The 22,206-nt window shown below is 46.3% G+C and carries 21 protein-coding genes; 9 read left to right on the top strand and 12 right to left on the bottom strand.

The window, feature by feature from the left end:
- The first annotated feature begins 48 nt into the window (after nucleotides 1-48).
- Nucleotides 49-1,131, top strand: a complete 1,083-nt coding sequence (gene serC, locus F0265_RS07645) for a 3-phosphoserine/phosphohydroxythreonine transaminase (RefSeq protein ID WP_171748440.1) — start codon at nucleotides 49-51, stop codon at nucleotides 1,129-1,131.
- A gap of 55 nt (nucleotides 1,132-1,186) precedes the next feature.
- Here serC and F0265_RS07640 read toward each other — a convergent pair whose 3' ends face one another.
- Together F0265_RS07640 and F0265_RS07635 are read right to left on the bottom strand one after the other, a co-directional pair.
- Nucleotides 1,187-3,199 carry a methyl-accepting chemotaxis protein gene (locus tag F0265_RS07640; RefSeq protein ID WP_171748439.1) on the bottom strand — a complete coding sequence of 671 codons (2,013 nt, stop codon included), beginning with the start codon at nucleotides 3,197-3,199 and terminating at the stop codon, nucleotides 1,187-1,189.
- A 168-nt stretch (nucleotides 3,200-3,367) separates the two neighbouring features.
- Nucleotides 3,368-5,647 (bottom strand): YgiQ family radical SAM protein, encoded by a 2,280-nt coding sequence (locus F0265_RS07635; RefSeq protein WP_171748438.1) that lies wholly within the window; start codon nucleotides 5,645-5,647, stop codon nucleotides 3,368-3,370.
- 437 nt (nucleotides 5,648-6,084) lie between these two features.
- Here F0265_RS07635 and F0265_RS07630 point away from each other — a divergent pair, with 437 nt between their 5' ends.
- Nucleotides 6,085-6,765 carry a hypothetical protein gene (locus tag F0265_RS07630; RefSeq protein WP_171748437.1) on the top strand — a complete coding sequence of 227 codons (681 nt, stop codon included), beginning with the start codon at nucleotides 6,085-6,087 and terminating at the stop codon, nucleotides 6,763-6,765.
- Nucleotides 6,766-6,835: 70 nt separating this feature from the next.
- On the top strand, nucleotides 6,836-7,036 hold the full coding sequence (locus F0265_RS07625) for a DUF4250 domain-containing protein (protein ID WP_006959008.1): 201 nt from the start codon (nucleotides 6,836-6,838) through the stop codon (nucleotides 7,034-7,036).
- Between the two features lie 31 nt (nucleotides 7,037-7,067).
- Here F0265_RS07625 and metR read toward each other — a convergent pair whose 3' ends face one another.
- Nucleotides 7,068-7,979 carry an HTH-type transcriptional regulator MetR gene (gene metR, locus F0265_RS07620; RefSeq protein WP_065740383.1) on the bottom strand — a complete coding sequence of 304 codons (912 nt, stop codon included), beginning with the start codon at nucleotides 7,977-7,979 and terminating at the stop codon, nucleotides 7,068-7,070.
- A 276-nt stretch (nucleotides 7,980-8,255) separates the two neighbouring features.
- On the opposite strand from metR, the gene metE reads away from it, so the two are divergent.
- Nucleotides 8,256-10,535, top strand: a complete 2,280-nt coding sequence (gene metE / locus F0265_RS07615; RefSeq protein WP_171748436.1) for a 5-methyltetrahydropteroyltriglutamate--homocysteine S-methyltransferase — start codon at nucleotides 8,256-8,258, stop codon at nucleotides 10,533-10,535.
- Nucleotides 10,536-10,599: 64 nt separating this feature from the next.
- On the opposite strand, the gene F0265_RS07610 is transcribed toward metE, so the two are convergent.
- A complete protein-coding gene (locus tag F0265_RS07610) occupies nucleotides 10,600-11,022 on the bottom strand; it encodes an organic hydroperoxide resistance protein (protein WP_171748435.1) in 423 nt (140 codons plus the stop codon).
- Between the two features lie 119 nt (nucleotides 11,023-11,141).
- Here F0265_RS07610 and F0265_RS07605 point away from each other — a divergent pair, with 119 nt between their 5' ends.
- Nucleotides 11,142-11,600 carry a MarR family transcriptional regulator gene (locus F0265_RS07605; RefSeq protein ID WP_038512427.1) on the top strand — a complete coding sequence of 153 codons (459 nt, stop codon included), beginning with the start codon at nucleotides 11,142-11,144 and terminating at the stop codon, nucleotides 11,598-11,600.
- A gap of 1 nt (nucleotide 11,601) precedes the next feature.
- Here F0265_RS07605 and F0265_RS07600 read toward each other — a convergent pair whose 3' ends face one another.
- Nucleotides 11,602-12,288, bottom strand: coding sequence for a DNA-3-methyladenine glycosylase I (locus tag F0265_RS07600; protein WP_171748434.1), 687 nt, complete (start codon nucleotides 12,286-12,288; stop codon nucleotides 11,602-11,604).
- Between the two features lie 46 nt (nucleotides 12,289-12,334).
- Complete coding sequence (locus tag F0265_RS07595; RefSeq protein ID WP_065740377.1) at nucleotides 12,335-13,225, bottom strand: LysR family transcriptional regulator; 891 nt, start codon at nucleotides 13,223-13,225, stop codon at nucleotides 12,335-12,337.
- A 99-nt stretch (nucleotides 13,226-13,324) separates the two neighbouring features.
- Between F0265_RS07595 and F0265_RS07590 the strand changes: the two genes are divergently transcribed.
- On the top strand, nucleotides 13,325-13,624 hold the full coding sequence (locus F0265_RS07590) for an antibiotic biosynthesis monooxygenase (protein WP_171748433.1): 300 nt from the start codon (nucleotides 13,325-13,327) through the stop codon (nucleotides 13,622-13,624).
- Nucleotides 13,621-14,598: a Gfo/Idh/MocA family oxidoreductase gene (locus tag F0265_RS07585; RefSeq protein ID WP_171748432.1), complete on the top strand. Its 978-nt coding sequence runs from the start codon at nucleotides 13,621-13,623 to the stop codon at nucleotides 14,596-14,598. Before F0265_RS07590 ends, F0265_RS07585 begins: the two co-directional genes overlap by 4 nt.
- Before the next feature lie 136 nt (nucleotides 14,599-14,734).
- On the opposite strand, the gene F0265_RS07580 is transcribed toward F0265_RS07585, so the two are convergent.
- Nucleotides 14,735-15,091, bottom strand: coding sequence for a nuclear transport factor 2 family protein (locus tag F0265_RS07580; protein ID WP_171748431.1), 357 nt, complete (start codon nucleotides 15,089-15,091; stop codon nucleotides 14,735-14,737).
- Between the two features lie 19 nt (nucleotides 15,092-15,110).
- Nucleotides 15,111-16,001 carry a DMT family transporter gene (locus F0265_RS07575; RefSeq protein ID WP_171748430.1) on the bottom strand — a complete coding sequence of 297 codons (891 nt, stop codon included), beginning with the start codon at nucleotides 15,999-16,001 and terminating at the stop codon, nucleotides 15,111-15,113.
- Nucleotides 16,002-16,104: 103 nt separating this feature from the next.
- On the opposite strand from F0265_RS07575, the gene F0265_RS07570 reads away from it, so the two are divergent.
- Nucleotides 16,105-17,007, top strand: coding sequence for a LysR family transcriptional regulator (locus F0265_RS07570; RefSeq protein WP_171748429.1), 903 nt, complete (start codon nucleotides 16,105-16,107; stop codon nucleotides 17,005-17,007).
- Nucleotides 17,008-17,211: 204 nt separating this feature from the next.
- Here F0265_RS07570 and F0265_RS07565 read toward each other — a convergent pair whose 3' ends face one another.
- A complete protein-coding gene (locus F0265_RS07565; protein ID WP_065740369.1) occupies nucleotides 17,212-17,811 on the bottom strand; it encodes a thiol:disulfide interchange protein DsbA/DsbL in 600 nt (199 codons plus the stop codon).
- A gap of 68 nt (nucleotides 17,812-17,879) precedes the next feature.
- Nucleotides 17,880-18,236 (bottom strand): hypothetical protein, encoded by a 357-nt coding sequence (locus F0265_RS07560; RefSeq protein WP_065740368.1) that lies wholly within the window; start codon nucleotides 18,234-18,236, stop codon nucleotides 17,880-17,882.
- A gap of 137 nt (nucleotides 18,237-18,373) precedes the next feature.
- Between F0265_RS07560 and F0265_RS07555 the strand changes: the two genes are divergently transcribed.
- Complete coding sequence (locus F0265_RS07555) at nucleotides 18,374-19,573, top strand: hypothetical protein (RefSeq protein WP_171748428.1); 1,200 nt, start codon at nucleotides 18,374-18,376, stop codon at nucleotides 19,571-19,573.
- 61 nt (nucleotides 19,574-19,634) lie between these two features.
- On the opposite strand, the gene F0265_RS07550 is transcribed toward F0265_RS07555, so the two are convergent.
- On the bottom strand, nucleotides 19,635-20,366 hold the full coding sequence (locus tag F0265_RS07550) for a transporter substrate-binding domain-containing protein (RefSeq protein ID WP_171748427.1): 732 nt from the start codon (nucleotides 20,364-20,366) through the stop codon (nucleotides 19,635-19,637).
- A 139-nt stretch (nucleotides 20,367-20,505) separates the two neighbouring features.
- Nucleotides 20,506-22,146, bottom strand: a complete 1,641-nt coding sequence (locus F0265_RS07545; RefSeq protein WP_171748426.1) for a methyl-accepting chemotaxis protein — start codon at nucleotides 22,144-22,146, stop codon at nucleotides 20,506-20,508.
- Nucleotides 22,147-22,206: the final 60 nt, after the last annotated feature.

Below are 22,206 nucleotides of genomic sequence, written 5' to 3'. Positions count from 1 at the left end.
TATTAATCCTGTCATTACTTATTGAAAGCATGAGCAAGGAATCTCGAAATGGACAATGTTTATAACTTTAGTGCCGGACCAGCGGGGCTGCCTAGAGCTGTAATGGAAAAAGCGCAATCCGAATTCGTTGAATGGAACGGATTGGGTACCTCTGTGATGGAAATTAGCCACCGAAGCAAAGAGTTTATTAAGGTGGCTGAGGATGCAGAACAAGATCTTCGTGACCTACTGAACATCCCTGACAACTACAAAGTTCTGTTCTGTCAGGGTGGTGCTCGTGCTCAGTTTGCTGCCGTCCCACTAAACCTGCTAGGTAGCGCTAAGAAAGCGACCTACGTTGATGCTGGGTACTGGGCAGAAAGTGCAATCAAAGAAGCGGCAAAATACTGCGAAGTGGATGTATTTAATGCCAAGACCACAAAAGAAGGCAAATTGGCTGTCACTGATACGTCAGAATGGAAGATTGACCCTCAATCCGCTTATGTGCATTTTTGTCCAAATGAGACTATCGATGGTATTGAGATTTCAGAACTGCCTAAGACGGATAAACCCATCGTTGCGGATATGTCATCCAACATACTTTCAAGAGAGATCGACGTCTCTCAATACGGCGTTATTTACGCTGGCGCTCAAAAGAACATTGGCCCTGCGGGAATCTGTATTGCCATCGTCCGTGATGACTTGCTAAATCTTGCTCACGAGCTGTTACCGAGTTTCATCAGCTACAAGATTCTGGCAGAAAAAGACTCGATGTTTAACACGCCACCAACTTTCGCTTGGTACTTGTCTGGCTTGGTGTTCAAGTGGTTGAAAGAGCAGGGCGGTGTCGCCGCTATGGAGCAGATGAACCGTGAGAAAGCAGCGATTCTTTATGAATGTATTGATAGCTCTGATTTCTATAAAAACGAGGTTTACGCCCAGAACCGTTCACGAATGAACGTACCTTTCCAACTTGCTAAGCCTGAATTGGACGGCCTATTCCTAGAACAGGCAGCAGCGAAAGGCCTTGTTTCATTGAAAGGTCACCGCGCTGTCGGTGGTATGCGTGCTTCTATTTACAATGCGATGCCTGTAGAAGGTGTAAAAGCGTTGGTTGAATTCATGAAGGAATTCGAAGCGGCAAACGCGTAATCCTGAGACAGAAGAAGAAAGGCTTAGCCATGGAGGCTAAGCCTTTTTTATTTGATTAAAGCCTGAAACGAGCAACAACCTGTTCCAATTCTTCCACTTTTCGGTAAAGCTGACTGACCGCTTGAGCACCATCTTGGGTAGTGCGTACCGAATTGTCGGCAATTTGGCTGATGGTATTGATGTCACGCGACATCTCTTGTGCGGCTGTGGCTTGCTCGTTTCCGGCTGTTGCGATCATATCTATCATCTGGTTGACATCCTGAGCACGGGACACGATCTGTGTCAGGGCGTCCCCAGCGGAATTAGACAGGGTTACGCCTTCCGCAACTAAGTGAGTCCCTTCGCTCATCCGCTCTACGGCCTGACGTGTTTCGTTCTGAATCGAGCTGATCAAACCGCCTACTTCTTCGGTCGCTTTTGAGGTTCTCTCAGCCAGACTGCGCACTTCATCAGCTACGACGGCAAATCCTCGACCAAGTTCACCGGCTCGTGCGGCTTCAATGGCTGCGTTGAGTGCGAGCAAGTTGGTTTGTTCGGCGATGTCATTAATGACTTTGATAACGTTACCGATCTCTTCTCCGCGTTTACCTAAACTGTCGACCGTTTCTGCGGTTTCATTGACGACTTCGGAGATTCGATTCATGCCATTGACAGTTTCTTGCATCAATTTACCGCCATTGGTTGCTTCCTCGCCAGCTTGACGTGAACTTGCTGCAGCGTCAGTGCTTTGATCGGCAACCTGATTGACGGTGACTGTCATCTCTTCGACGGCACTGGCGATAAGCGTGGCTTTGTCTGCTTGCTCTTCAATACCAGAAGCAACCAGTTTGGTTGTGTCTTCAACCATCTGCGTGTTACTGGCAACTTCAGAAGCAACACTCGTGATATTGGATAACACACTTCTGAGAGATTGTTGCATTGCATCCGTTGCGCGAGCGAGTTCACCCAGTTCGTCTTTGTTGGTTTCGTTGATCGGAGGTTCTGACAAATCACCGTCGGCAATGGACTTAGCTTTAGCTGCAATTACATCCAGTCTCTGACGGATGATATTGGATAGGCCCCAAGCGACGGCAATACCGACAATCAACACCACGACAACATTGACGGTCAGCCAAAAGATAATGGTCGACATGTTGTTGTTGAGTTCTGCTAAGGCTTGGATAGAGTCGTTGGTTTCTTCAGTGGCGGAGTTATTGAGGATTTCTTCAAGCGGAAGAATGATGGATTGCTTTAGTTCGCCGACCAGCATGTTTGCTGACCTCTTACCTGAAGGGTCATAACCTTCAAATACTTCCTGAGCAATACGAATAATATCGTAATAATACTGTTCAACCTCATCGATTTGGCTTGAAGCTTGTGGGTCAGGCTCTAGCGGACGAAGCTTATCAAGATAGCCTGCAAAGGCGCCTGCATCATTATTAAAGGTGTCTCGTGCCGCTGGGTCTCCCATAATGTAGGCATTAAGCGTGGCAATCATATCGCCGGCTTCGTCGACCAGCTCAAGATAATAACGAATACTCGGTAAATCCTGATTCAATGTCTTATTGAGCTCGGTGCTTTTGTAGGCCTCGGTGAAGCGTTTTTCTGCCAGTTGATCGAGTAAGTCTTCTAACGGTGCTCCAACATTTTTGGTCAGCTGATTGATTTTATCGATGGCCTTCTGCTCATCGGCAGGATTGAATTTGGTGAAGATGTCTTGATTAACGCGATCGATGTATTGGTTCGCGAGAGTAATGATGCGATCCATTTTTTCTACATCAGAGGTTTTAGCTGACTCTAGCGCTCGTAATCGCGAGTAGTGTTGCTGGAACTCATTGGCATTCACTTCAAAAGCATTACGTTGTCCTGCATCGCCATTGAGATATTCCAGAGCGTTAGTTTGTAGACCTCCTATTGCATCCAATACGTTGAAATAGGCCAACACTCCGGGTACGTCGTCAGACTCTATTTCCTGTGAAATGGTGGCAGATTTGTTAACAAGAGACCAGACGATGAAAGCTAAAATCAGGGTGGTGATAATTATGATTGAAAAGCCCATGTAGAGGGCATGGGACAGACGAACGTTCATCTCTATCTCTCCATCGGAGGTTGGATTCCAATGAACTAAGTATGGAGCTTATGAACCAAGGTGCAAAATAATTAATAAATTTATCCATAATGAGCGAGTAGTAGGGGGTGGCGGCAATAAAAAATCGCAGCCTAAGCTGCGATTTCAAAATGTGCCAAAGTGAGTCGACTATCGACGTTTAGGCTTACGACTTGCCGAAGGTTTACCGCCCGCTGGTGGCTTACCGTTACCTTGACCGCCCGGTTTACCATTTTGACTACCTGTTGGTTTACCACCGTTGCCAGAATTACGGCTATTATTTGGCTTTTTCTGACCGGAGCCGTTCATTTTTTCAAACCCCGGCTGACTTTTGGTATGTTTAGTCGCGAAACGGTTTGAACCATGACGACCTGATTTTCTACGCTGAGCAGGAGTCAGCGCTTCATTGTCTTCTGCTGGTACCAGACAGCTCTGCTTGTCACCGATTAAGTGCTTTTTGCCCATGCTGATGAGCGCTTCGCGAATCAGAGGCCAGTTAGCTGGATCATGGTAACGCAGTAGAGCTTTGTGTAAGCGGCGCTGGCGCTCACCTTTTGCTACTGGCACTTCTTCACGTTGTTTGTACTTAACGCGCTTAAGCGGGTTAGTTTCCGAGTAGTACATCGATGTGGCGTTACACATCGGTGATGGATAGAAGTTTTGTACCTGATCACACTCGAAGTCGTTCTTCTTAAGCCACAGTGCCAAGTTCAGCATGTCTTCATCTTCGGTGCCCGGGTGCGCGGAGATAAAGTAAGGGATCAGATACTGTTTCTTCCCGGCTTCTGCACTGTACTTCTCAAACATTTCTTTGAAACGATCGTAGGTGCCCATGCCTGGCTTCATCATTAGGTTCAGTGGACCTTTTTCTGTGTGCTCAGGTGCGATTTTTAGATATCCGCCAACATGGTGAGTAACTAGCTCTTTAACGTATTCTGGTGACTCGATGGCCAAATCGTAACGAACGCCAGACGCAATCATCACTTTTTTCACACCTTCCACTTTACGCGCTGCGCGATACAAATCGATGGTGTGCTTGTGGTCGGTGTTCAGCTTGTTACAGATTCCCGGGAAGACACAAGATGGACGACGACAGTTTGCTTCTGCTTTCGGGTCGCTACAGCCAAGTCGATACATGTTTGCAGTTGGGCCACCAAGATCGGAAATGGTACCAGTGAAACCTGGGACTTTGTCTCGGATCTCTTCAAGCTCGTTAATGATCGACTCTTGAGAACGGTTTTGGATGATACGACCTTCGTGTTCGGTAATTGAACAGAAAGAGCAGCCACCGAAACAGCCACGCATGATGTTCACGGACGTTTTGATCATGTCGTAGGCAGGAATCTTCGCTTTACCATATTGCGGGTGTGGAACACGTGCGTAAGGCAGGCCGAAAACGTAATCCATCTCTTCCGTCGAAAGCGGAATAGGTGCTTGGTTAACCCAAAGTTCACGATCGCCATGACGTTGAATTAATGCACGGCCAGAATACGGGTTTGTCTCAAGGTGCATAATACGGCTGGCGTGGGCATAGAGAATTCGGTCGTTATTCAACTTTTCAAAATGGGGAATACGAACGGCGGTTGTTGCCGCATCGTGACGAGAAGGGCGAATAGCGATAGGTTTCGCTTCAGGCTCTTCAGCTTTCGCTTTAGTGTCACACTGCTCTTCTACCGCATATGGGTTCGGCGGGATGAAGGCTTCTTTACGTGGTTTTTCAATACGTGAAGAGTCAATGATCTTGTAGCCTTCTGGCTCCGCTGGCAGGCTGACAACCGTACCGCGAATGTTGGTCATCGTGCCAATCTCTTCGCCATCTGCCAGTCGGTGAGCGACTTCAACCAGTGCGCGCTCTGCGTTACCAAACAGTAGGATATCTGCTTTTGCGTCAAACAAAATGGAGCGACGAACTTTATCTGACCAGTAATCGTAGTGGGCTAAACGACGTAAGCTGGCTTCGATTCCCCCAAGAACAAGCGGTACACCTTTATAAGCTTCGCGACAGCGCTGTGAGTACACTAACGTTGCGCGGTCAGGGCGCTTACCGCCTTCGTTATTTGGCGTGTAGGCGTCATCATGGCGCAACTTACGGTCGGCCGTATACCGGTTGATCATTGAGTCCATGTTGCCCGCGGTGATACCGAAGAACAGGTTTGGTCGACCCAATTGAGTGAAAGCGTCTTTATTGTGCCATTCAGGCTGCGCAATGATACCGACACGGAACCCCTGCGCTTCAAGTAAGCGACCGATGATTGCCATACCAAAGCTCGGGTGATCGACGTAAGCATCGCCTGTCACGATAATAATGTCACAGCTGTCCCATCCTAGGGCATCCATTTCCTTGCGACTTGTCGGTAGGAAAGGGGCATTACCGAAGCATTCTGCCCAGTATTTTTTGTGCTCATGAATAGGGGTGATATTGCTGTACATATTTTGTTCTCTGTTCCAGGGAGCGCGAATTATAGCGGCTTGCGAGCCTTCTATCTACCTCAACATGTCCTTAGATTTTTCATGTCTAAAACCCCTTCATTTAACTCAATATTCGGTTGATCCAAGTTCTGTTCGAGATTTAACGAAGTGGCGTCCGTTATGTCCCCATTGTTATAGCAGGGATGATGAGCGTTTAAGCTAAGGTAGATAGGTTACACATGCGGTTGGTTTTAATACAGTTACTGAAAAGTGCGCAAGCTCCTCTCATCAATAAAAGATTGAAAGCACGACTGGGAATTGGAGCTTACTATTGCCAAGCTTTGCGTCACAACAGCTGCCAATTGATCGCTGGGGTTTGAGTTAAACGCTGGTGGCACTCGTCTTAGCAAGTCTGTTATTATCCGCTTCCATTAAAAACAATAGTGATATCTCACATCATGGTTCAGCAATTGTTAGCAGTGTTTCCTCCTATGCTTTTAGGCGCTCAGTTGATTTTGACGCTTATTTTAGTCAAAGGGGATATTTGCCCCGGCCAGCGAGGCCGTATTCATAAAGTACTCCCTGTGCTCGCCATTATGTGGCTGGCCGTCGCGTCGTTGAAAATCGAAGCCATGATGGTGGTGTTTGCGATTGCTTACTTTTACTCGCAGGTTCAGACCAAAAAAACTCGGGTACAAGGCCCATTGTGGGTGATGTATCTTGCCAATGGTCTGGCGCTGGCGTATGTCGCGATTGGTATTGGTGAGCAACCTGATTTAGCGGCTGGCCTAAACGTATTCGTTCAGATCATTCTTCTAGGCGCTCTGTTTGCTCATTTACTTCTCACTGTAGCCCGCACTAGGCTTCAGGCTTTTCATCGTATTTTGCCAGTAACAGGTGTTATCTCGGCAATGCTGATGAGCCTAGCGATTCTCTTAAAAGCTTTTGGTCTAGAAGAAGTTGCCCTCACTCAGGCGACTCAGCCTTTGTTGATAGGTTTTGCTCTTCTTATTACGTCCGTCCTCATCTGGTGCTGGCACATCATTGTGTCGAAAACCGTCAACAAAATTCAGTTGGCAGTAGCCCTGCTGACGTTGGTTTCGGCCACGACGTTTAATCAAGGCTTGTTCGTTCTTTAGAAGCGGCTCACTTTAAATTTGAGGATTTGAAGCTACGCTTGAGGTAGGCGATCAGCACAGGAGTGTGGCTATGGATCTGAGTAACGTTGGAAGGTTAGATAGCATCATCTTGCTTGGTATCGTTAATGAAAAGCTGAGACTCGAATGTAACAGCTTTGAAGAGCTTGTGACCATGTATGAAATGGATGTCGAAACTGTGATTGGTAAGCTCGATGTCCTCGGCTATCAGTATGATCCTCTCACCAATCAGTTCAAATCTTATGACAGATAACACGTAAAAAGGAGGCTGATTGCCTCCTTTTTTATACCGTTTTTATCCCTTCCAAATGACTCTTCGATTGCTGTCTTGCAGTATTAAAAAACGCCTGAAGGTAACGTTTATCTTTGTCTGAGTTGCGAGTGGCGGCGAAAAGGCGGCGCCATAAACCATCACCAAGCGAAATACTGGTTATCAACCCCTGACGAGAGAACTCGCTGATGGCCCAGTTTGGTAATGCGGCAACCCCCAAGCCTGCTGACACCATTTGGACTAACATCAGAGTGTTGTCAGCCTGTTTCCATTTTGCCGGTTCAATGCCTGCTGGGTGAAGAAAATGCTTCACCACATCAAGTCGGCTTTTTTGTACCGGATAAGACAACATGGTTTCGTTTTCCAAATCACTTGGCTGGATAGACGTTTTAGCCGCCAATGGGTGATTGGTCGCGGTGACAAGGCGCATTTCAAAATCAAACAAGGGTTCATAATGGACTTCTGACCTTGGCTGGATATCCGAGGTGATGACTAAATCTAACTCGCCACTCATCAACGCAGGCAGAGGCTCGAAACCAAATCCGGATGAGAAATCCAGAGTCACGCTTGGCCAAGCAACTTGGTACTCCCTCAACGCTGGCATTAACCACTGGAAGCAAGAGTGACATTCAATCGCCATGTGCAGGCGTCCGTTGACGTCTTCTTTCAGGCTGGCAAGTTCATTCTCAGCTCGCGCTAATCGTGGCAGTACTTGATCCGCCAAACTCAGAAGAATCTCGCCTTCAGACGTGAACCTTACCGGGCGTGTTTTGCGTAGAAACAGTTGGCCGCCAATTCTGGCTTCGAGATCTTTGATTTGATGAGACAAAGCTGACTGAGTCAGATGTAACGTCGTTGCGGTGGCGGTTAACGATCCCGTATCTCGCAACGTTGCTAATGTTTTCAGATGCTTAAGCTCAATCATGAAATCCCTTCAACCGTAATCACTGATGATGAATATAACTAACTTACCTGCATTTTTTAGGAGTGTAAACATCTAGACGTCTAAAAGTTCAAATGATTTTTAATATGGAGCTTTTACATGTAGAGCATAAGTAACATGAAATAATCTAATAAACAGGTTGAATAATTGGAACTTGTTCCGTCACGAGGTTGGCGAGATAGTTTAGCCATCCAGACGCCTTTTATGCCGTCTGAACAGCACATGCATCTACGATTACAAACCAGAAGGATTAGGACTATGACAACAACTCACATTTTGGGATACCCAAGAATTGGTGAAAAGCGTGAACTTAAGTTTGCGTTGGAGAAGTACTGGCGTGGTGAAATTGAACAGGCTGAGTTAAAGGCCGTTGGCGCTGAGCTACGTAACAAGAACTGGCAGACGCAATCTGATGCAGATCTGAGTTTCGTTACTGCCGGTGATTTCGCATGGTATGACCATGTGCTTACCACGACTTTATTGTTGGGGCATGTACCTAAACGCCATCGCGACGGCTTCCCGGATCTGGATACATTGTTCAAAGTGGGGCGTGGGCAGTCAAAGGTGAGTTGCGATTGTAATGGCTCTGCGGCATCAGACATGACCAAATGGTTCAACACCAATTACCACTACATTGTGCCGGAGTTCAGTGAAGATGATAGCTTCGATGTCAGTTGGCCGCAGCTGTTTGAAGAGGTGAATGAAGCAACGAAAGCTGGTCACAACGTGAAACCCGTTCTACTGGGCCCCATCAGCTATCTTTATCTTGGCAAAGAGGTGGATGAAGGGTTCGACCGCCTAACCTTGCTACCGCGTCTTCTCACGGCTTATCAGAACATCTTATCAAAGCTATCTAAGCAAGGGGTCGAATGGGTTCAGATAGATGAGCCCGTCTTGTCACTAGAACTCGAAAAACCTTGGCTATCTTCATTCAAACTCGCCTATCAGGTGATTCGCAGCGACATAAAAGTGCTGCTGACAACGTATTTTGATTCCGTCGATGACACATTAGATAAGATTGTTGAACTCGATGTTGATGGTTTGCATATTGACCTAGCGGCCGCACCTCAGCAACTGAGCACCGTAGTATCTCGTTTACCCAAAGAGTGGGTACTGTCCGCAGGCGTGGTTAATGGACGCAACGTTTGGCGCGCTGATCTCAGTACACTGCTTGAGCTTTTGCAGCCTGTTAAGCAGCAATTAGGTGATAGGTTATGGGTCGCGAGTTCATGTTCATTACTGCATAGCCCAGTTGATTTAGATCTTGAACCTGCGTTGTCGGAAGAAGTTCGCAGTTGGTTCGCCTTTGCCAAACAGAAGGTGCATGAAGTTGCTTTGTTAGGTAAAGCATTGGACGGTAACCAACAAGCCATTCAAGAATGTGCTGCCTATAGTGCTCCGATTGATGCACGAAAAACCGCAGCACACGTCAACAAGCCTCAGGTGCAGGAGCGATTAAATCAAATCACCAAATCGCTGGCAGAGCGAAGCGCATCCTATGAGGAACGTGCAGAGCATCAAAGTACTGTGTTAGGTTTGCCGTTGTTTCCAACGACAACCATAGGCTCTTTCCCTCAAACTAACGAGATACGAGCTCAGCGAAGCGCTTACCGTACTGGTAAATTACCGAAATATGAATATGTAGAAGCCCTAAAAGGGCATATCGAAGATGCGGTAAAACGGCAAGAAGCATTGGATCTCGACGTACTGGTTCATGGCGAAGCTGAGCGAAATGACATGGTTGAGTACTTTGCTGAGAACTTGGCCGGTTTTCAAACAACAAAGTTTGGCTGGGTTCAGAGTTACGGGTCTCGCTGTGTGAAGCCTGCGATTGTCGTTGCAGACATTGAACGCGAGAAGCCTATTACCGTTGAGTGGTCGACCTATGCACAATCGCTGACCTCCAAACAAATGAAAGGCATGTTAACTGGGCCTGTAACCATCCTTTGCTGGACGTTTCCTCGTGAAGACATCAGTCGCAAGGAGATCACCAATCAACTAGCGCTTGCATTGCGTGATGAAGTGTCTGATCTGCAGGGTGCGGGCATCAATATCATCCAGATTGATGAGCCGGCGATTCGTGAAGGTATGCCACTTAAAAAACGTGACCATGCAGAGTATTTAGAATGGGCGGTGGATGCTTTCAAAATTTCCGCAGCCAGTGCAAAACCAGAAACTCAGATACATACGCACATGTGTTACTCAGAGTTTAACGAGATCATCGACTCAGTCGCAGCACTGGATGCAGATGTGATTACGATTGAAACGTCGCGCTCAAACATGGAGCTCCTTAAAGCGTTTGAAGAGTTTAATTACCCGAATGAGATTGGCCCAGGTGTCTACGATATTCACTCGCCTAACATCCCGAGTGACGAGTGGATTGAAGGATTGATCAACAAAGCGGCTGAGAAGATCCCAGCGAAAAGGTTATGGGTGAATCCAGATTGTGGCTTGAAAACACGAAACTGGGCTGAAACAGAAGCGTCGCTAGCTAATATGGTGTCGGCGGCGAAAAAACTGCGTAAAGAGTTTGCGTAACGAAGGGACACCGTTGATGTGAAAATGCCGATCTATCGATCGGCATTTTTGTGTTTGGATAGAGTTAGATAGATTCGCCATTCACAGTTACTTGAACATCAATATTATCGCGAACAGCGTTAGAGTAAGGGCACACCTGATGAGCAACGCGAGTCAATTCTAGAGCCTGTTCCTGAGGTAAATTCACTTCTGCAGCGAGGCTAATAGTCAGCGCAAATCCGCCATTATCATTTGGGCCAATCCCGACTTCTGCAGTGACTGGTGCTTGACTGATCGCCACTTTCGCTTCTCGAGCAACGTGCAAAATGGCATTAGAAAAACAGGCAGAGTAACCAGCCGCAAATAGTTGCTCTGGGTTAGTCGCTGCGCCACTGCCACCCATTTCTTTAGGGTAAGCAAGTTCTAGATCAAGTAAGCCATCGTCAGTTTTCACTTGACCGTTACGACCTGCAAGCGCTTTAGCTGAAGTTTTGTATAGAGTTGTCATGTCATCTTCCTTTTATTTAAGTTGTGTGCAATTTAATTGCCTACAATATTAGATCGAAAATTATCTGGAATGCAACTATATTGTGCGCAATTTAATTGTTTTTATTTGATAGGTGTCGAATGAGTAAGTGTCAAAATGTAGAAAACATGACGGATGAAGAGAAGCTATTGCTGGATAATCAGCTTTGTTTCCCGCTTTACAGTGCGGCAAATGCAGTAATTCGCGCTTACCGACCTATGCTTGAACAGCTGGATCTTACCTACTCTCAATATTTGGTGATGATGTTGCTTTGGGAAAAAGATGGCGCCAGCGTAAAAGATTTGGGAACAAGGCTCCATCTTGATTCAGGCACATTGACCCCATTGCTGAAAAGGCTGGAAGTGAAAGGGTTTGTTGCCAGAGGCAGAAGCCAAGAGGATGAGCGTGTAAGAGTACTTAACCTGACCAATGCTGGTCAGGCGCTCAAGGATTCGGCGAAATCAGTGCCTAACGCGATGCGATGCAAAATTGATCTTGAGGTCGATGAACTGGTGACGCTTAAGCAACTATGCGAGAAGGTTCTGAACAATCTAGTCTAGGCTATACGCGATTATCCCCTGAACTAAAGGCAATCGTCTGGCTGATTTTGGTCAGGCTGCGCCCACTTTGTTGTTGCCATTCGGCGAACGCCTTATTGGCAGCATCCAGAGAGCGTTTAGTGTCTCTACCACCTTCAATAATTTTACAGTTTCTTAGGTAGGCTTCGACGTCTCCAGACATAATGAAAGTGTCGACACCCATTTGGCGAAGGCTATATGGGCCGGTGTTGCCTCCCAGTCGATTGCCTTTCTTCTTTAGGAAACTCCATAATTCGGTAATGGTTTCGCTTGGCCATTCGGCGATCATTTTACCGAAAGAGCCATGTTCCAGAGACGCTTCATGAATCATTTGTGCATTAGCGCGTATGGACTTCACTTTAGCGTGATGACGAATAATGCGTTTATCCGCCGCTTTGTTATCCCATTGCTCATCAGACAACATCAATAGTGGTTCGATCTTAAAACCGAAGAATACCTCTTCAAAGTTAGGCCATTTGTTTCGAACCACACTCCATGAAATGCCACTTTGAAATACCTTCATACTGAATGCAGATAGCCAGCGATCGTTCGGAATGGCCGCGATTTCTTCTTTGCTCAGTGGGGTAGAAAGCAAGGCTTCCAGCTGGTCTTCGCCACCTTTACGCTCTGCTGCTCGTTGATAGATATGTTCAAACTTTTCAACTGTCATGTGCTGTGTCCTTGTATTTTTCATTATCATAACAGCCTGTTATGCCTTATCTCAATTGACCTTGTCGGCAATTATTAAGGATGAAATCGGCAAAGGTCCGATTTTTCAAAGAGAGTCGTTTGCTCTTGTACAGCAAGTGAATAGGCTTGGGAGCAGGCACGTCTTGTTTGAGAATTTCCACTAGCCGACCATTGGCGAGATCGTCTTCAACCAAAATGGTGGGCTGCAACATCACTCCAGCTCCTGATAGAGCCGCACTACGTAACACTTCGCCATTATTTGAAGCCAGTCGGGTTTGGCCACGCAGAAAAGCGCTACTGGCCAGTTGTGTGGTTAAGCTCGCACTGCCTTCACTGTAACTAAAGCCGAGACATTGATGTTGAGTGAGATCAGACACTGACTGAATAGGGGCATTTGCCGCAAGGTAAGTCGGAGAAGCGCAAAAAATAAGCGTGTAGTCGCCAAGGTAACGTGCGACTAGCGCTGAGTCTTCAAGGTTACCGATACGGATCATCATATCCGCATCGGTTAAGTGTGGGTCGATCAGTTCGTTACTGAGCTCCATCTCGACATTGATGTTCGGATGCTGCGCGAGAAAGTCAGCAATGAGTGGTGCGATAACCTTGTTGCCATAGGTGACTGGGCAATTGATTTTCACCACTCCTTTTGGGCTGTTCTCTAAGGTTTGAATCAGATTCTCTGCATTGGCGAGATCTTCGAGAATGCGTTGGCACTCTTTGTAATAAAGCTGGCCTGACTCGGTCAAGGTTTGTTTGCGCGTAGTGCGATGGATCAGTTGAGTCGCCAGATGATTTTCCAAATGGCTAATGTGCTTGCTGATCATAGTCGGGGAAAGAGCAAAGTGGCTGGCAGCACTACGAAAACTGCCATGTTCGACCACGTAAGCAAAGACCTTCATACTGGTGAATTTGTCCATTGAACACTCAGAGTTTATAAATAATCAACTAAAGCTAAGTTTATCAATTGAGCGGAGATAATTACATTATGAAGTCTGAATAATGAATAGAATACCGATATGAATGAGATGATTTACGTGACCGCCGAGCTGAAAATAAAGCCTGAAATGGAAATACAACATGCGCAAGATGCCATTGAGCAATTTTGTCGTGATATGGAAAGTGAGGCGGGCTGTTTACAAGCTAAAGCAACGTACGATCTTAAGGAACCAAGCCGTGTCATTCTCTGGGAAAAGTATCAGGATAGAGCGGCGATTGAAGCGCATTTTACCATGCCTCATACGCAAGCGTTTATTGCCTTGGGTATAACGGACTTAGTGCAAGTATTTGAATCGCAAAGTGGAGAGATAGCAGGATGAGATGGGGTGTACTCGGAACCAGTTTTATATCAGGTGTGATGGCGGAAGCGATCAATAATGATGAAGGCAGTGAGCTCTACGCAGTAGCAGGGCGCTCTCAACAACCTCTAGATGATTTTGTGGCGAACTACAGCCCAGCTAAAGCGTATTCGAACTACGATGAAATTTTGAATGATGACGCGATTGATATCGTCTACATCGCGCTGCCTAATCATGTTCACCACGAGTACGTTGTCAAAGCTGCGCAAAAAGGCAAAGCGATTCTGTGCGAGAAATCTCTGTCGGTGGACATGGAAAAGACGCTGCAGGCACTAAATGCTGTTAAACAGAGTGGTGTCTTCTTTGCAGAGGGTTTGATGTACCTGAACCATCCGCTGGCTAGCGCTATTCTCGAAGAGCTGAAACAAGGCACTATTGGCGAAATTCGCTCAATTCAGGCCTCGTATATCGCGGCGATCTCACAGTTTACCAATCCGGGCAGTAAAGGTGCGCTATACAACCTTGGCTGTTACCCAATGTCTCTGGTGCATTTGATTCTTCAATCGCAGTTTGGTGATCAAATATTCGATAACTACTCGATGCAGGCGTTAGGTCGCCTTGGTCAGGATGGCAATATTTGTGAATCTTCTGCGTTAATTCGCTTTAGTGATGCTCTCACAGTTCAAATTCACACAGCGGAAGATCATGGCTTGAAACATGGTTTCACGATTTTGGGAAGCAAAGGGGCTATCACACTTGATTCAAACCCTTGGCTGGCAACCCAATGCAACCAGTTCAGTGTGGAAGTGTATGAAACGTTACAGCGACAAGTAGAGGTAGAGGCGCAAGGGGACGGATTCTTCTATCAAGTGGCTAACATACGCAAAGCCATTGAAGAGGGTAAGAAGAGCTTGAGCAGACCAAGTGCTACCCTTGAAGACTCCTACCAGATCATGAAGTTGCTTACCGGCTGGGAACAGGCTGCGTCAGTATAATAGAAGGCCAGATCTTAGCGCCCATTCGACCCTCTGTTAGTGATCAAACAAGCGCTTACAGAGGGCGTAAATGTATTAAGCTTCTGACCTTGGAGTAAAAACTAGCAGCTCAGTGTCTAGCATTGTGATGAAAGCGCTAGAGCTCTGATATATCGGCAAAGATTTTATACTGGTGTATTAAGCCATCCTTTAATGCCAAAATCGTGGCGAATTTGGCGCTATGCAAACTTCCGTCTAGGCGCACATAGTTCACTTGCCCATCACAGATGAGAATCCCGTTTGCTTCGTAAACACCTGCAAAGGTATGGCTCATTGAGTGAATGCTTGCAAAAAATTGAGAATTTGCGGCTTTTACCGCTTCGAGACCAGTAATGCTCTCCGCATTGGAGAAAGTAAAAACAACGTTTGGATGAAGCAGTTCTGCTAAAGCCGTTACGTCTTTATTATCAACGATACGATACAGGTTCAGAACGAATTCATTATGGTGAGACATGGTGTTTCTCCGTAGGTGGTTAAGTTTTGTTAAATAGGTATAAACTGACCCCGAGAAGTAGAACCGCAGCGCAGAGCTCAATCGTGATTGCTTCTCCGTACACGACGACACCCAGTAAGACGCCCGTTATCGTGACGACATTGCCAACCTGACTAAGCCCAACTCCATCGGTCACTCGTTGGAATCGAAAAGTGAGCAAATAGCTGAGGGCGGTATTGATGGACATCACTCCCAGTACCCATTTGGTATCATTCGGCTCAAACCAGAAAGAAAGATCTGCAGCGGGGAGCCAAAGTGCACTCTGTACAGCGAGCATGCCCGCTGCAAGGGCGAGAGGGTTAGCGCCGAGAGGAAATGCCCGGCTTCGATATACGTTGCCCGCGCCTAATAAAAGCGGCACCAGCAACGCAACCATGATGCTACGGCCATCAACCTGATTCTCTATTGAAGGGACAACTGTCACGAGTAGAGCTGACAGCAACCCCATGAAGACGCCTATAACTTTCGACATAGTTAGTGTTTGTCGCTCAAAGGGAATGGCAAACAGCAGAGTAAAAATGGGTGATAGGGTCACCACTACACTGAACGTACTGGTATTGAGACTCTTCAAAGCGAGACTGGCGGCCAAGTTAGGCAGGCTCACACCTAACATCCCTGCGATGATGTAATAGCGAAAGTGACGAAATTCAGCGTGTTTCCACTGACGTTGGCCGGTTAATAGTGCCATTAATAGGGCTGCGGCGCCCGCCATGGGAAAGACGGCGACGTCTAGCGGATCCACTCCGTGGTTTACTGCGTATTTGGACAAAGCAAAGTTGATTGCCACTAGCACGCCAATACAGAGGATATAGACCAGCTTCTTTGACCAAGCGCCTTCTTGTGGCATGGCTTTTGTGGGGAATGCCTTCATCGTCTGCTTTCCTCGGTTATCGGTTAAAGAAAGCTTACGATGGTTCGTATGTATAGAGAATAGAGCATATAATATTCATACTGTATCCAAATAGGCGACAATCATGACAAACTTAGACGCTATTCCTTTTTTTCTTGAGGTGGTAAAGCATGCCAGTTTTGCCAAAGCAGCTAGGGAGCTGGGCGTTTCTCGCTCAGCCGTCAACAAGCGTGTTATTCAGTTGGAAGATAGTCTCGGTGTCCGTTTGTTGCACCGAACGACTCGTCAGGTGTCTCTTACAGAAGCTGGGATACATTTTTACCAGCACGTCAATCGAGCGTATTATTGGTTACAAAAAGCCGAAGACGCAGCAACCAGTCAGCAAAGTAAGGCGATTGGCACCTTGAAGATCAGTGCGCCGATGTCTTTTGGACGGCTGACGCTCGCCCCGCTCATACCGTCTTTTCTCGAACAGTTTCCTAGTATTCAAATTGATATGACAATGAGTGATGATTACGTGGACATTGTGGCGGGCGGATACGATTTGGCTATTCGCGGTGGAGACCTAGACGACTCCAGCTTAATTGCACGTAAACTCATCACAAGTCATAGCGTGGTATGCGCGTCTCCCAGTTATTTCGTGACGACGTCACGGGCTGCTCCAGTTCACCCGTCAGAATTGACTCAATATAATGCGTTAATTTATCGACACACATCTGAAACCTCGGAATGGACATTCGCTCAGGGGAATCAAATCGAAAGTGTCGCGGTAGAGGGTAACTATCGTGTCAACAACAGTGAGGTTTTGTTAACTGCTGCGATTCAGGGTTTAGGAATCGCTCGGCTACCTGATTTTATTGCCGCACCTTATCTCCAATCAGGTGAGCTGATCCAGTTGCTGCCCGATTACGCCATGCCAGAAAAAAGCATTTATGCGATCTTTCCTGAGCGTGAACATATGCCTATTAAGCTTCGGGTGTTTCTGGATTATTTGACTCAAAAGCTAATGACGATTTCTGTTCTTTAGTGATTTCCCTAAAACAGCAACTTTCATCATGTTCTTCGATAAGAAAGAAGTTAATGTATGGCTAAGCGTTTATATAGAGGGGAGCGGTGTATTTGCACTAAACGCATCAATGAGAGCAGTTGTCCAAAATACAAAAAGATCCCCAAATGGAGATCTTTTTTGTGTTGTTACTTTATAGCCCAGAGATTCTGGGTTAGTTGGCAGTTACAGCGTCAACAGGTAGTTGACCAGCTCATTGTATTCTTCAAATGAGCGAATCTTATCGGCTTTAACAATATATTTGTCGTTTACCAACACACCCGGTACGCCAGTCAGCGTACTTTGCTTAAACTGCTTGTCGAAGTTCTTTTGCATCGAATTCACCACAAAGCTGTTGTAAGCCGAGTCAAATTTCTTCGCATCAACGCCATTATCGATAAAGATTTGGCGAAGTGCCTTTTCATCTTTAGGTGCACTACGACGCTCGTGAATCTGCTTAAACATGGCCGGAACCAAGCTCTTTTCTACATCCAGTGCCACCATGGTCGCGTAGGATTTGGCCATTGGAATCGCCATGTCGCTACCCATAAAGGCAACGTGCACTTTCTCGAATTTTGCGCCTTCTGGAAGCGATGTTTTGAGGCGATCGATCACAGGTTCAAAGTTATAACAATGTGGGCAATAGAAAGAGAAGAACTCGGTGACTTTCGGAGTTTTCGACTTGTCCGTTTCAAGCACTTTGTAATGTGTGCCTTCTTCGAACTTAGCGGCATTAGCAGCCAGTGAAAATACCAATGTGGCAAATAGGGCGAATAGTTTTTTCATTGAATTAATTCCTAATAAATACAGTTATTTACCGGTGTAAAGCCGGAGTTGAATGTGAAAATTAAGAATTACGCAATAGGAGGGCGGAACAGAGTCTGAATTCGAGCCACTGCTTTTTCGGCCTTATCTTGATTGATAAGTGCCAGTGAAGTAGGGATGGTACCTGCCAATGACAGGCCGGAGATATAAGGCACTTTCAGCAGGCAAACTGAGGCGCAGCAGTGATGCGATGATTGAGCCTCATTGTGATTGGGCTTTGGGCATTCTATTGGATGAATCTGAGTGAGGATTTCTTGACTCAGAGTACTGTGAGTCAACTGGATTAATGCTTTTTCGCCAGATTGTACGCCTACCGCTGCACCAGTAAAAAATAGTGCAAAAGTGATAAGAAAAACAATAGGTAATGAACGATTCTTTAACAACACAATGAACCCAAAAGCGAATTGCGTCTAGCTTACCTGATTTGCCAGCGATGATAAATATTCAGTTTTTCGTTTTGCTGGTCGAACTTTATTTATGCATTGGATGTCCTATCTAGCAAATTTCTTAACTCCACTCGTTTATGTCTAATTTTAAAGGTGTTTTGCTCGTTTTATCTTTGCTTGCCTCAACTGGGGTGTTCGCTAACCCGTCTCTGACTTATCAATTATCTGTCGATCCTGATGACGCTGATAAAGTCATCGTCACAGTGGACACGAGTGGTTTAGAGCAAGTAGAGATGATCCCTGCTCGCACTTTAACCAGTGCAGTTCAGCCGTTGATATCGTGCCAATTGCCTTCGGGTAGGATCACGGCTTTAGACCAACCTAGTCCTCAGAAGTGCCAGCAGATTCAATGGTCGTTGCAAATGGAATATACGCCTGAACAGGGAATGGATATCTCGCAACAAATTGACAGCCGGAGTATCGGTGATGGTTGGTATTTCATTAGTGAGTGGAATTCCCTGCCGCGTGTCAAAGGGATTAACGAGATTCGCGTTTGTACCCCTGAGCAGAACTGCCAGACGATTCCTGAGTTATCACAGCCACCATTGTTTGTTGTTTGGGGAATGGAAAGTACAGAACTAAACATCAACGATAAACAAGTCACCGTTTTCAGCGATGCGCCTCAAGTGATGCAGCAAGTAGAGCGATGGAAGCCGGTATTGGAAACGTCACTACGTTACTTGAGCAGCGTATTCTCGAATACACAGCGACAAGACTGGCAGATGGCGTTCTTCAAAAAGGATCGCTCGTCAGGGAGTTTAAGTGGAGCCGCGGGTCAGAACATGATTTTGATTAATGCCTGGCTAGAGCAAGGAAAACTCACACCAGTTTCACTAAAGATGCTTCTTAAGATTGCTGCGCATGAGTCAGTCCATGTTTTAGATACAGCCAGCAGGCCGACTTGGGCTGCGGAAAGTCTTGCAGAGTATTACGCGATCAAATCACTGCAAACAACACCTTATGCTGCGGAGGAACCGACTCATTTCTGGCTTGGCTTTGCTAAAAAGTTTCCTTTCTCGAAAACAGGGTTGGTTGAAGCAAACCGCCTCTACAATGAACAAGGAGCAGGTCAATATTACCCATTGTTTTACTTTAAAGGCTCTGCGTTTTGGTATGAATTGGATTCAGCTTTGAATCACATAGGCTCAAGTCTAGACAGCTTGATGAGTCAATTGAACTTTGAAACTGATGGAAGCTTATCAGCAGAGTTTGTTACCGCAGTAAGTGAGGAAATAGGTGATAAGGAATGGACAGCGATCAGTCATCGTTATCTGTGATTCGGGTTGGTACAAACGGCAAGTGGGAGCTTTGCTCCCATTTGCTTACGTAACACAAAGGTTATTTATTGAAGTAGTCAGACATAATTTGATTGGCATCGATCTTTTTCAGCCCTTGATCAACGATCGATTTCCATTTCTTACCAGTTTCGTCATTGCCAAATGCAATGAATAGTTGTTTTTCTTCCAATAGCTTAGCGTTCATCTGTAACTTGTCTTTCGCTCCTTTGAGGCTCTTATCACTGGCCAGCAAATAGCTGAGAACATTACTGTCTATTACAGCGAGAGGGATACGTTGGCCCGAGACTTTTTTCAGGTTTTGACTGTCGCTGGTTACTGCTTCGGATTGAAGCGCGCCACTGGCAATCATGCTGTCGAGTTCTTCGGTGTTGACATAACCGCGAACCACGCCAATTTTGGTCGATTTCAAGTCCTGTAAACTGCTCCATGATATCTGATTAGCTTTGTTTTCAACGAAGCCTAGAGGGCCTGTTCCTATCGGCTCTGAAAAGATTAGGTCCGACGCTTCAAAATAATATTCAGGAAAGTAACCGGCGTACTTGGCTTGATTCTTTGCAAGGTGAACGGCTCGTTCCCAAGGGTAAAATTCAACGGTTAACTCATGCCCCATTGCTTCAACAGCGGCTTTGACAACGGCTACAGAAGCGCCTTGAGAGTCGAGACTTCTTCCAGCGTAGGGAGGCCATTCCAGAGAAGTGAGAGTGAGGACATCCCCACGGACTGGTAACGCTAATAACATCAGGCTAAAGAACATCAGTTTCAGATTGTGCATTGACTCATTCCTTATCTCAGTTGCTGCTTTAACAGCATAGACAATATTTATCTAAAGGCAGATGCAGTCCTGAAACGAAAAGGCACATAAAAAAACCTCAGACTTACGCCTGAGGTTCTAGGTACGAGACGAGGAAGGGTTAAATTTTGAAGAAGCCCACTTCCTGTTTGAGTTGGTTGGCGAGCTGATTGAGCTTTCTGCCAGCGTTTTCGTTACTCTCCATGGAGTTAACGGAGTCATCCGACATACTCGAAATCTGCTCCATAGCCGCGGCTATGTCTCTGACACCTTCTACCTGTTCATTGGTTGCCTGCACGACGTCACGGATATGGCTAAGCGTGTCTTCGGCCTGATGTTCAATATCAACCAATAATTGGCTGGCTTGAGAGGTTTTCTCTTTGCCTTTTTCTACTTGAGGCTGGGTATTTTCCATCGCGATTACGCTGGCAGCGGTTTGAGTTTGAACTTCGTTGATCATTGACTCAATCTGCGAGGTTGCATCATTGGTGCGTTGAGCCAGACTTCGGACTTCATCGGCGACAACCGCAAAACCACGACCGGACTCTCCCGCACGCGCGGCTTCAATGGCAGCATTCAGAGCCAGTAGGTTGGTTTGCTCTGAAATCTCACTGATCACGTTAACGATGCCACCAATGTCTTTGGTGCGAGCTTCCAATTGCTTTACTTGCTCCACAGTTGCAAAAATCGTTGCGGAGATATTTTCCATTTCTGCTGCGACATCAAACACCAATTCGCGGCCACTGCGTGCGTTGTCTGTCGTCATGACCGAGTTGTTTTCTGTCTGTGTTGTTACTTGGGCAATCTGGTCAATGCTGTGACGCATGGTATCCAGTTTATCGACTGTCTCTTGAGTCAAGCTAGCTTGTTGCTGCGCAGAGCGCAAAACACGGCTTGAGCCATCTGCCACTTCATCCACTTGCTCAACCAACTGACCAGACGCCGATACGATATTGCTGACTATTTGAGTGAGCTTCGTCGACATACCAGAGAGAGAATTAAGAATACTGCCATTGACGCGTTCGCCGTAATTGTGGGTCAAATCGCCATCTGCCATTAAGCGGATAGCACTTTGCGCTTCATAGGGTTCTCCGCCTAGAGACTTGCGGAAACTACGTTCGATAGCGATACCGACAACGACAGAAATCGCTAACGCGATAGCGGTTAATAGAAGCATCAAATCTTGGAAACCGCCAGCTTCGCCACGAGCTTCAGGAGTAAGGGTTTGGTTCAGGTTCTCTTGGTAATCAATAAACTGGTTAATGGTGTTGAGCCATTCAATAAAAGCGGGTCTTGCCTGATCGAGAACAACCTCTGTCATCACTTGATCGTTTTTCTTATCAGCGATGATCTGGCGAACAAGAGGGAGTGTTTTGGCTTGGATTTGATCAATGTGGGCGAGGATCTGGCGCTCTTCAGCAGTAAACATCACCCCTTTAGCTATCATGGCTTGCATGTTTTGCTCGGACTCACGATAAAAATCTTCCAGTTCTTTGATCTCTTGCTCTAATGCGGAAATTTCCTGAGGGTTGCGTGCGATGGCGATATCTCGAATCGCGATGGCTCTGTCGTGAACACTGCCACGGTAGTTGATGGCGTAACGTTGTTTTACCGAGTTAATGTCGGTCATTTCTGAAAGTACCATGTCGATGAAGTTTACTTTCTGAATACCCAGAACGGTTAGCGTCACCATCAAACTGACTAAGATACCGAAGCCGATCCCTAGCCGTGTTTTCACTTTCAGTGTTGAGAGGTAATCCATTGCACTTTCTCCTGCTTGGATTTGATTAGATACGTTGAACTTGACCTAAGCCCAGGCTGT

Origin of the sequence: Vibrio sp. RE88, assembly GCF_013113835.1 — a bacterium.
Taxonomy (GTDB): domain Bacteria; phylum Pseudomonadota; class Gammaproteobacteria; order Enterobacterales; family Vibrionaceae; genus Vibrio.
Note: the sequence above shows the minus strand (reverse complement) of the source record. Positions and strands in the feature narration are given on the sequence as shown.

Excerpts from the sequence above, each read along its gene's own strand:
- F0265_RS07545 (WP_171748426.1), bottom strand. The coding sequence starts at position 22,146 with ATGGATTACCTCTCAACACTGAAAGTGAAAACACGGCTAGGGATCGGC.
- F0265_RS07565 (WP_065740369.1), bottom strand. The coding sequence starts at position 17,811 with ATGAAAAAACTATTCGCCCTATTTGCCACATTGGTATTTTCACTGGCT.
- F0265_RS07585 (WP_171748432.1), top strand. The coding sequence starts at position 13,621 with ATGAGATGGGGTGTACTCGGAACCAGTTTTATATCAGGTGTGATGGCG.
- F0265_RS07550 (WP_171748427.1), bottom strand. The coding sequence starts at position 20,366 with ATGCACAATCTGAAACTGATGTTCTTTAGCCTGATGTTATTAGCGTTA.
- metE (WP_171748436.1), top strand. The coding sequence starts at position 8,256 with ATGACAACAACTCACATTTTGGGATACCCAAGAATTGGTGAAAAGCGT.
- metR (WP_065740383.1), bottom strand. The coding sequence starts at position 7,979 with ATGATTGAGCTTAAGCATCTGAAAACATTAGCAACGTTGCGAGATACG.
- F0265_RS07625 (WP_006959008.1), top strand. The coding sequence starts at position 6,836 with ATGGATCTGAGTAACGTTGGAAGGTTAGATAGCATCATCTTGCTTGGT.
- F0265_RS07555 (WP_171748428.1), top strand. The coding sequence starts at position 18,374 with ATGTCTAATTTTAAAGGTGTTTTGCTCGTTTTATCTTTGCTTGCCTCA.
- serC (WP_171748440.1), top strand. The coding sequence starts at position 49 with ATGGACAATGTTTATAACTTTAGTGCCGGACCAGCGGGGCTGCCTAGA.
- F0265_RS07575 (WP_171748430.1), bottom strand. The coding sequence starts at position 16,001 with ATGAAGGCATTCCCCACAAAAGCCATGCCACAAGAAGGCGCTTGGTCA.
- F0265_RS07610 (WP_171748435.1), bottom strand. The coding sequence starts at position 11,022 with ATGACAACTCTATACAAAACTTCAGCTAAAGCGCTTGCAGGTCGTAAC.
- F0265_RS07630 (WP_171748437.1), top strand. The coding sequence starts at position 6,085 with ATGGTTCAGCAATTGTTAGCAGTGTTTCCTCCTATGCTTTTAGGCGCT.
- F0265_RS07595 (WP_065740377.1), bottom strand. The coding sequence starts at position 13,225 with ATGGACAAATTCACCAGTATGAAGGTCTTTGCTTACGTGGTCGAACAT.
- F0265_RS07580 (WP_171748431.1), bottom strand. The coding sequence starts at position 15,091 with ATGTCTCACCATAATGAATTCGTTCTGAACCTGTATCGTATCGTTGAT.
- F0265_RS07605 (WP_038512427.1), top strand. The coding sequence starts at position 11,142 with ATGAGTAAGTGTCAAAATGTAGAAAACATGACGGATGAAGAGAAGCTA.
- F0265_RS07635 (WP_171748438.1), bottom strand. The coding sequence starts at position 5,647 with ATGTACAGCAATATCACCCCTATTCATGAGCACAAAAAATACTGGGCA.
- F0265_RS07640 (WP_171748439.1), bottom strand. The coding sequence starts at position 3,199 with ATGAACGTTCGTCTGTCCCATGCCCTCTACATGGGCTTTTCAATCATA.
- F0265_RS07600 (WP_171748434.1), bottom strand. The coding sequence starts at position 12,288 with ATGACAGTTGAAAAGTTTGAACATATCTATCAACGAGCAGCAGAGCGT.
- F0265_RS07570 (WP_171748429.1), top strand. The coding sequence starts at position 16,105 with ATGACAAACTTAGACGCTATTCCTTTTTTTCTTGAGGTGGTAAAGCAT.
- F0265_RS07590 (WP_171748433.1), top strand. The coding sequence starts at position 13,325 with ATGAATGAGATGATTTACGTGACCGCCGAGCTGAAAATAAAGCCTGAA.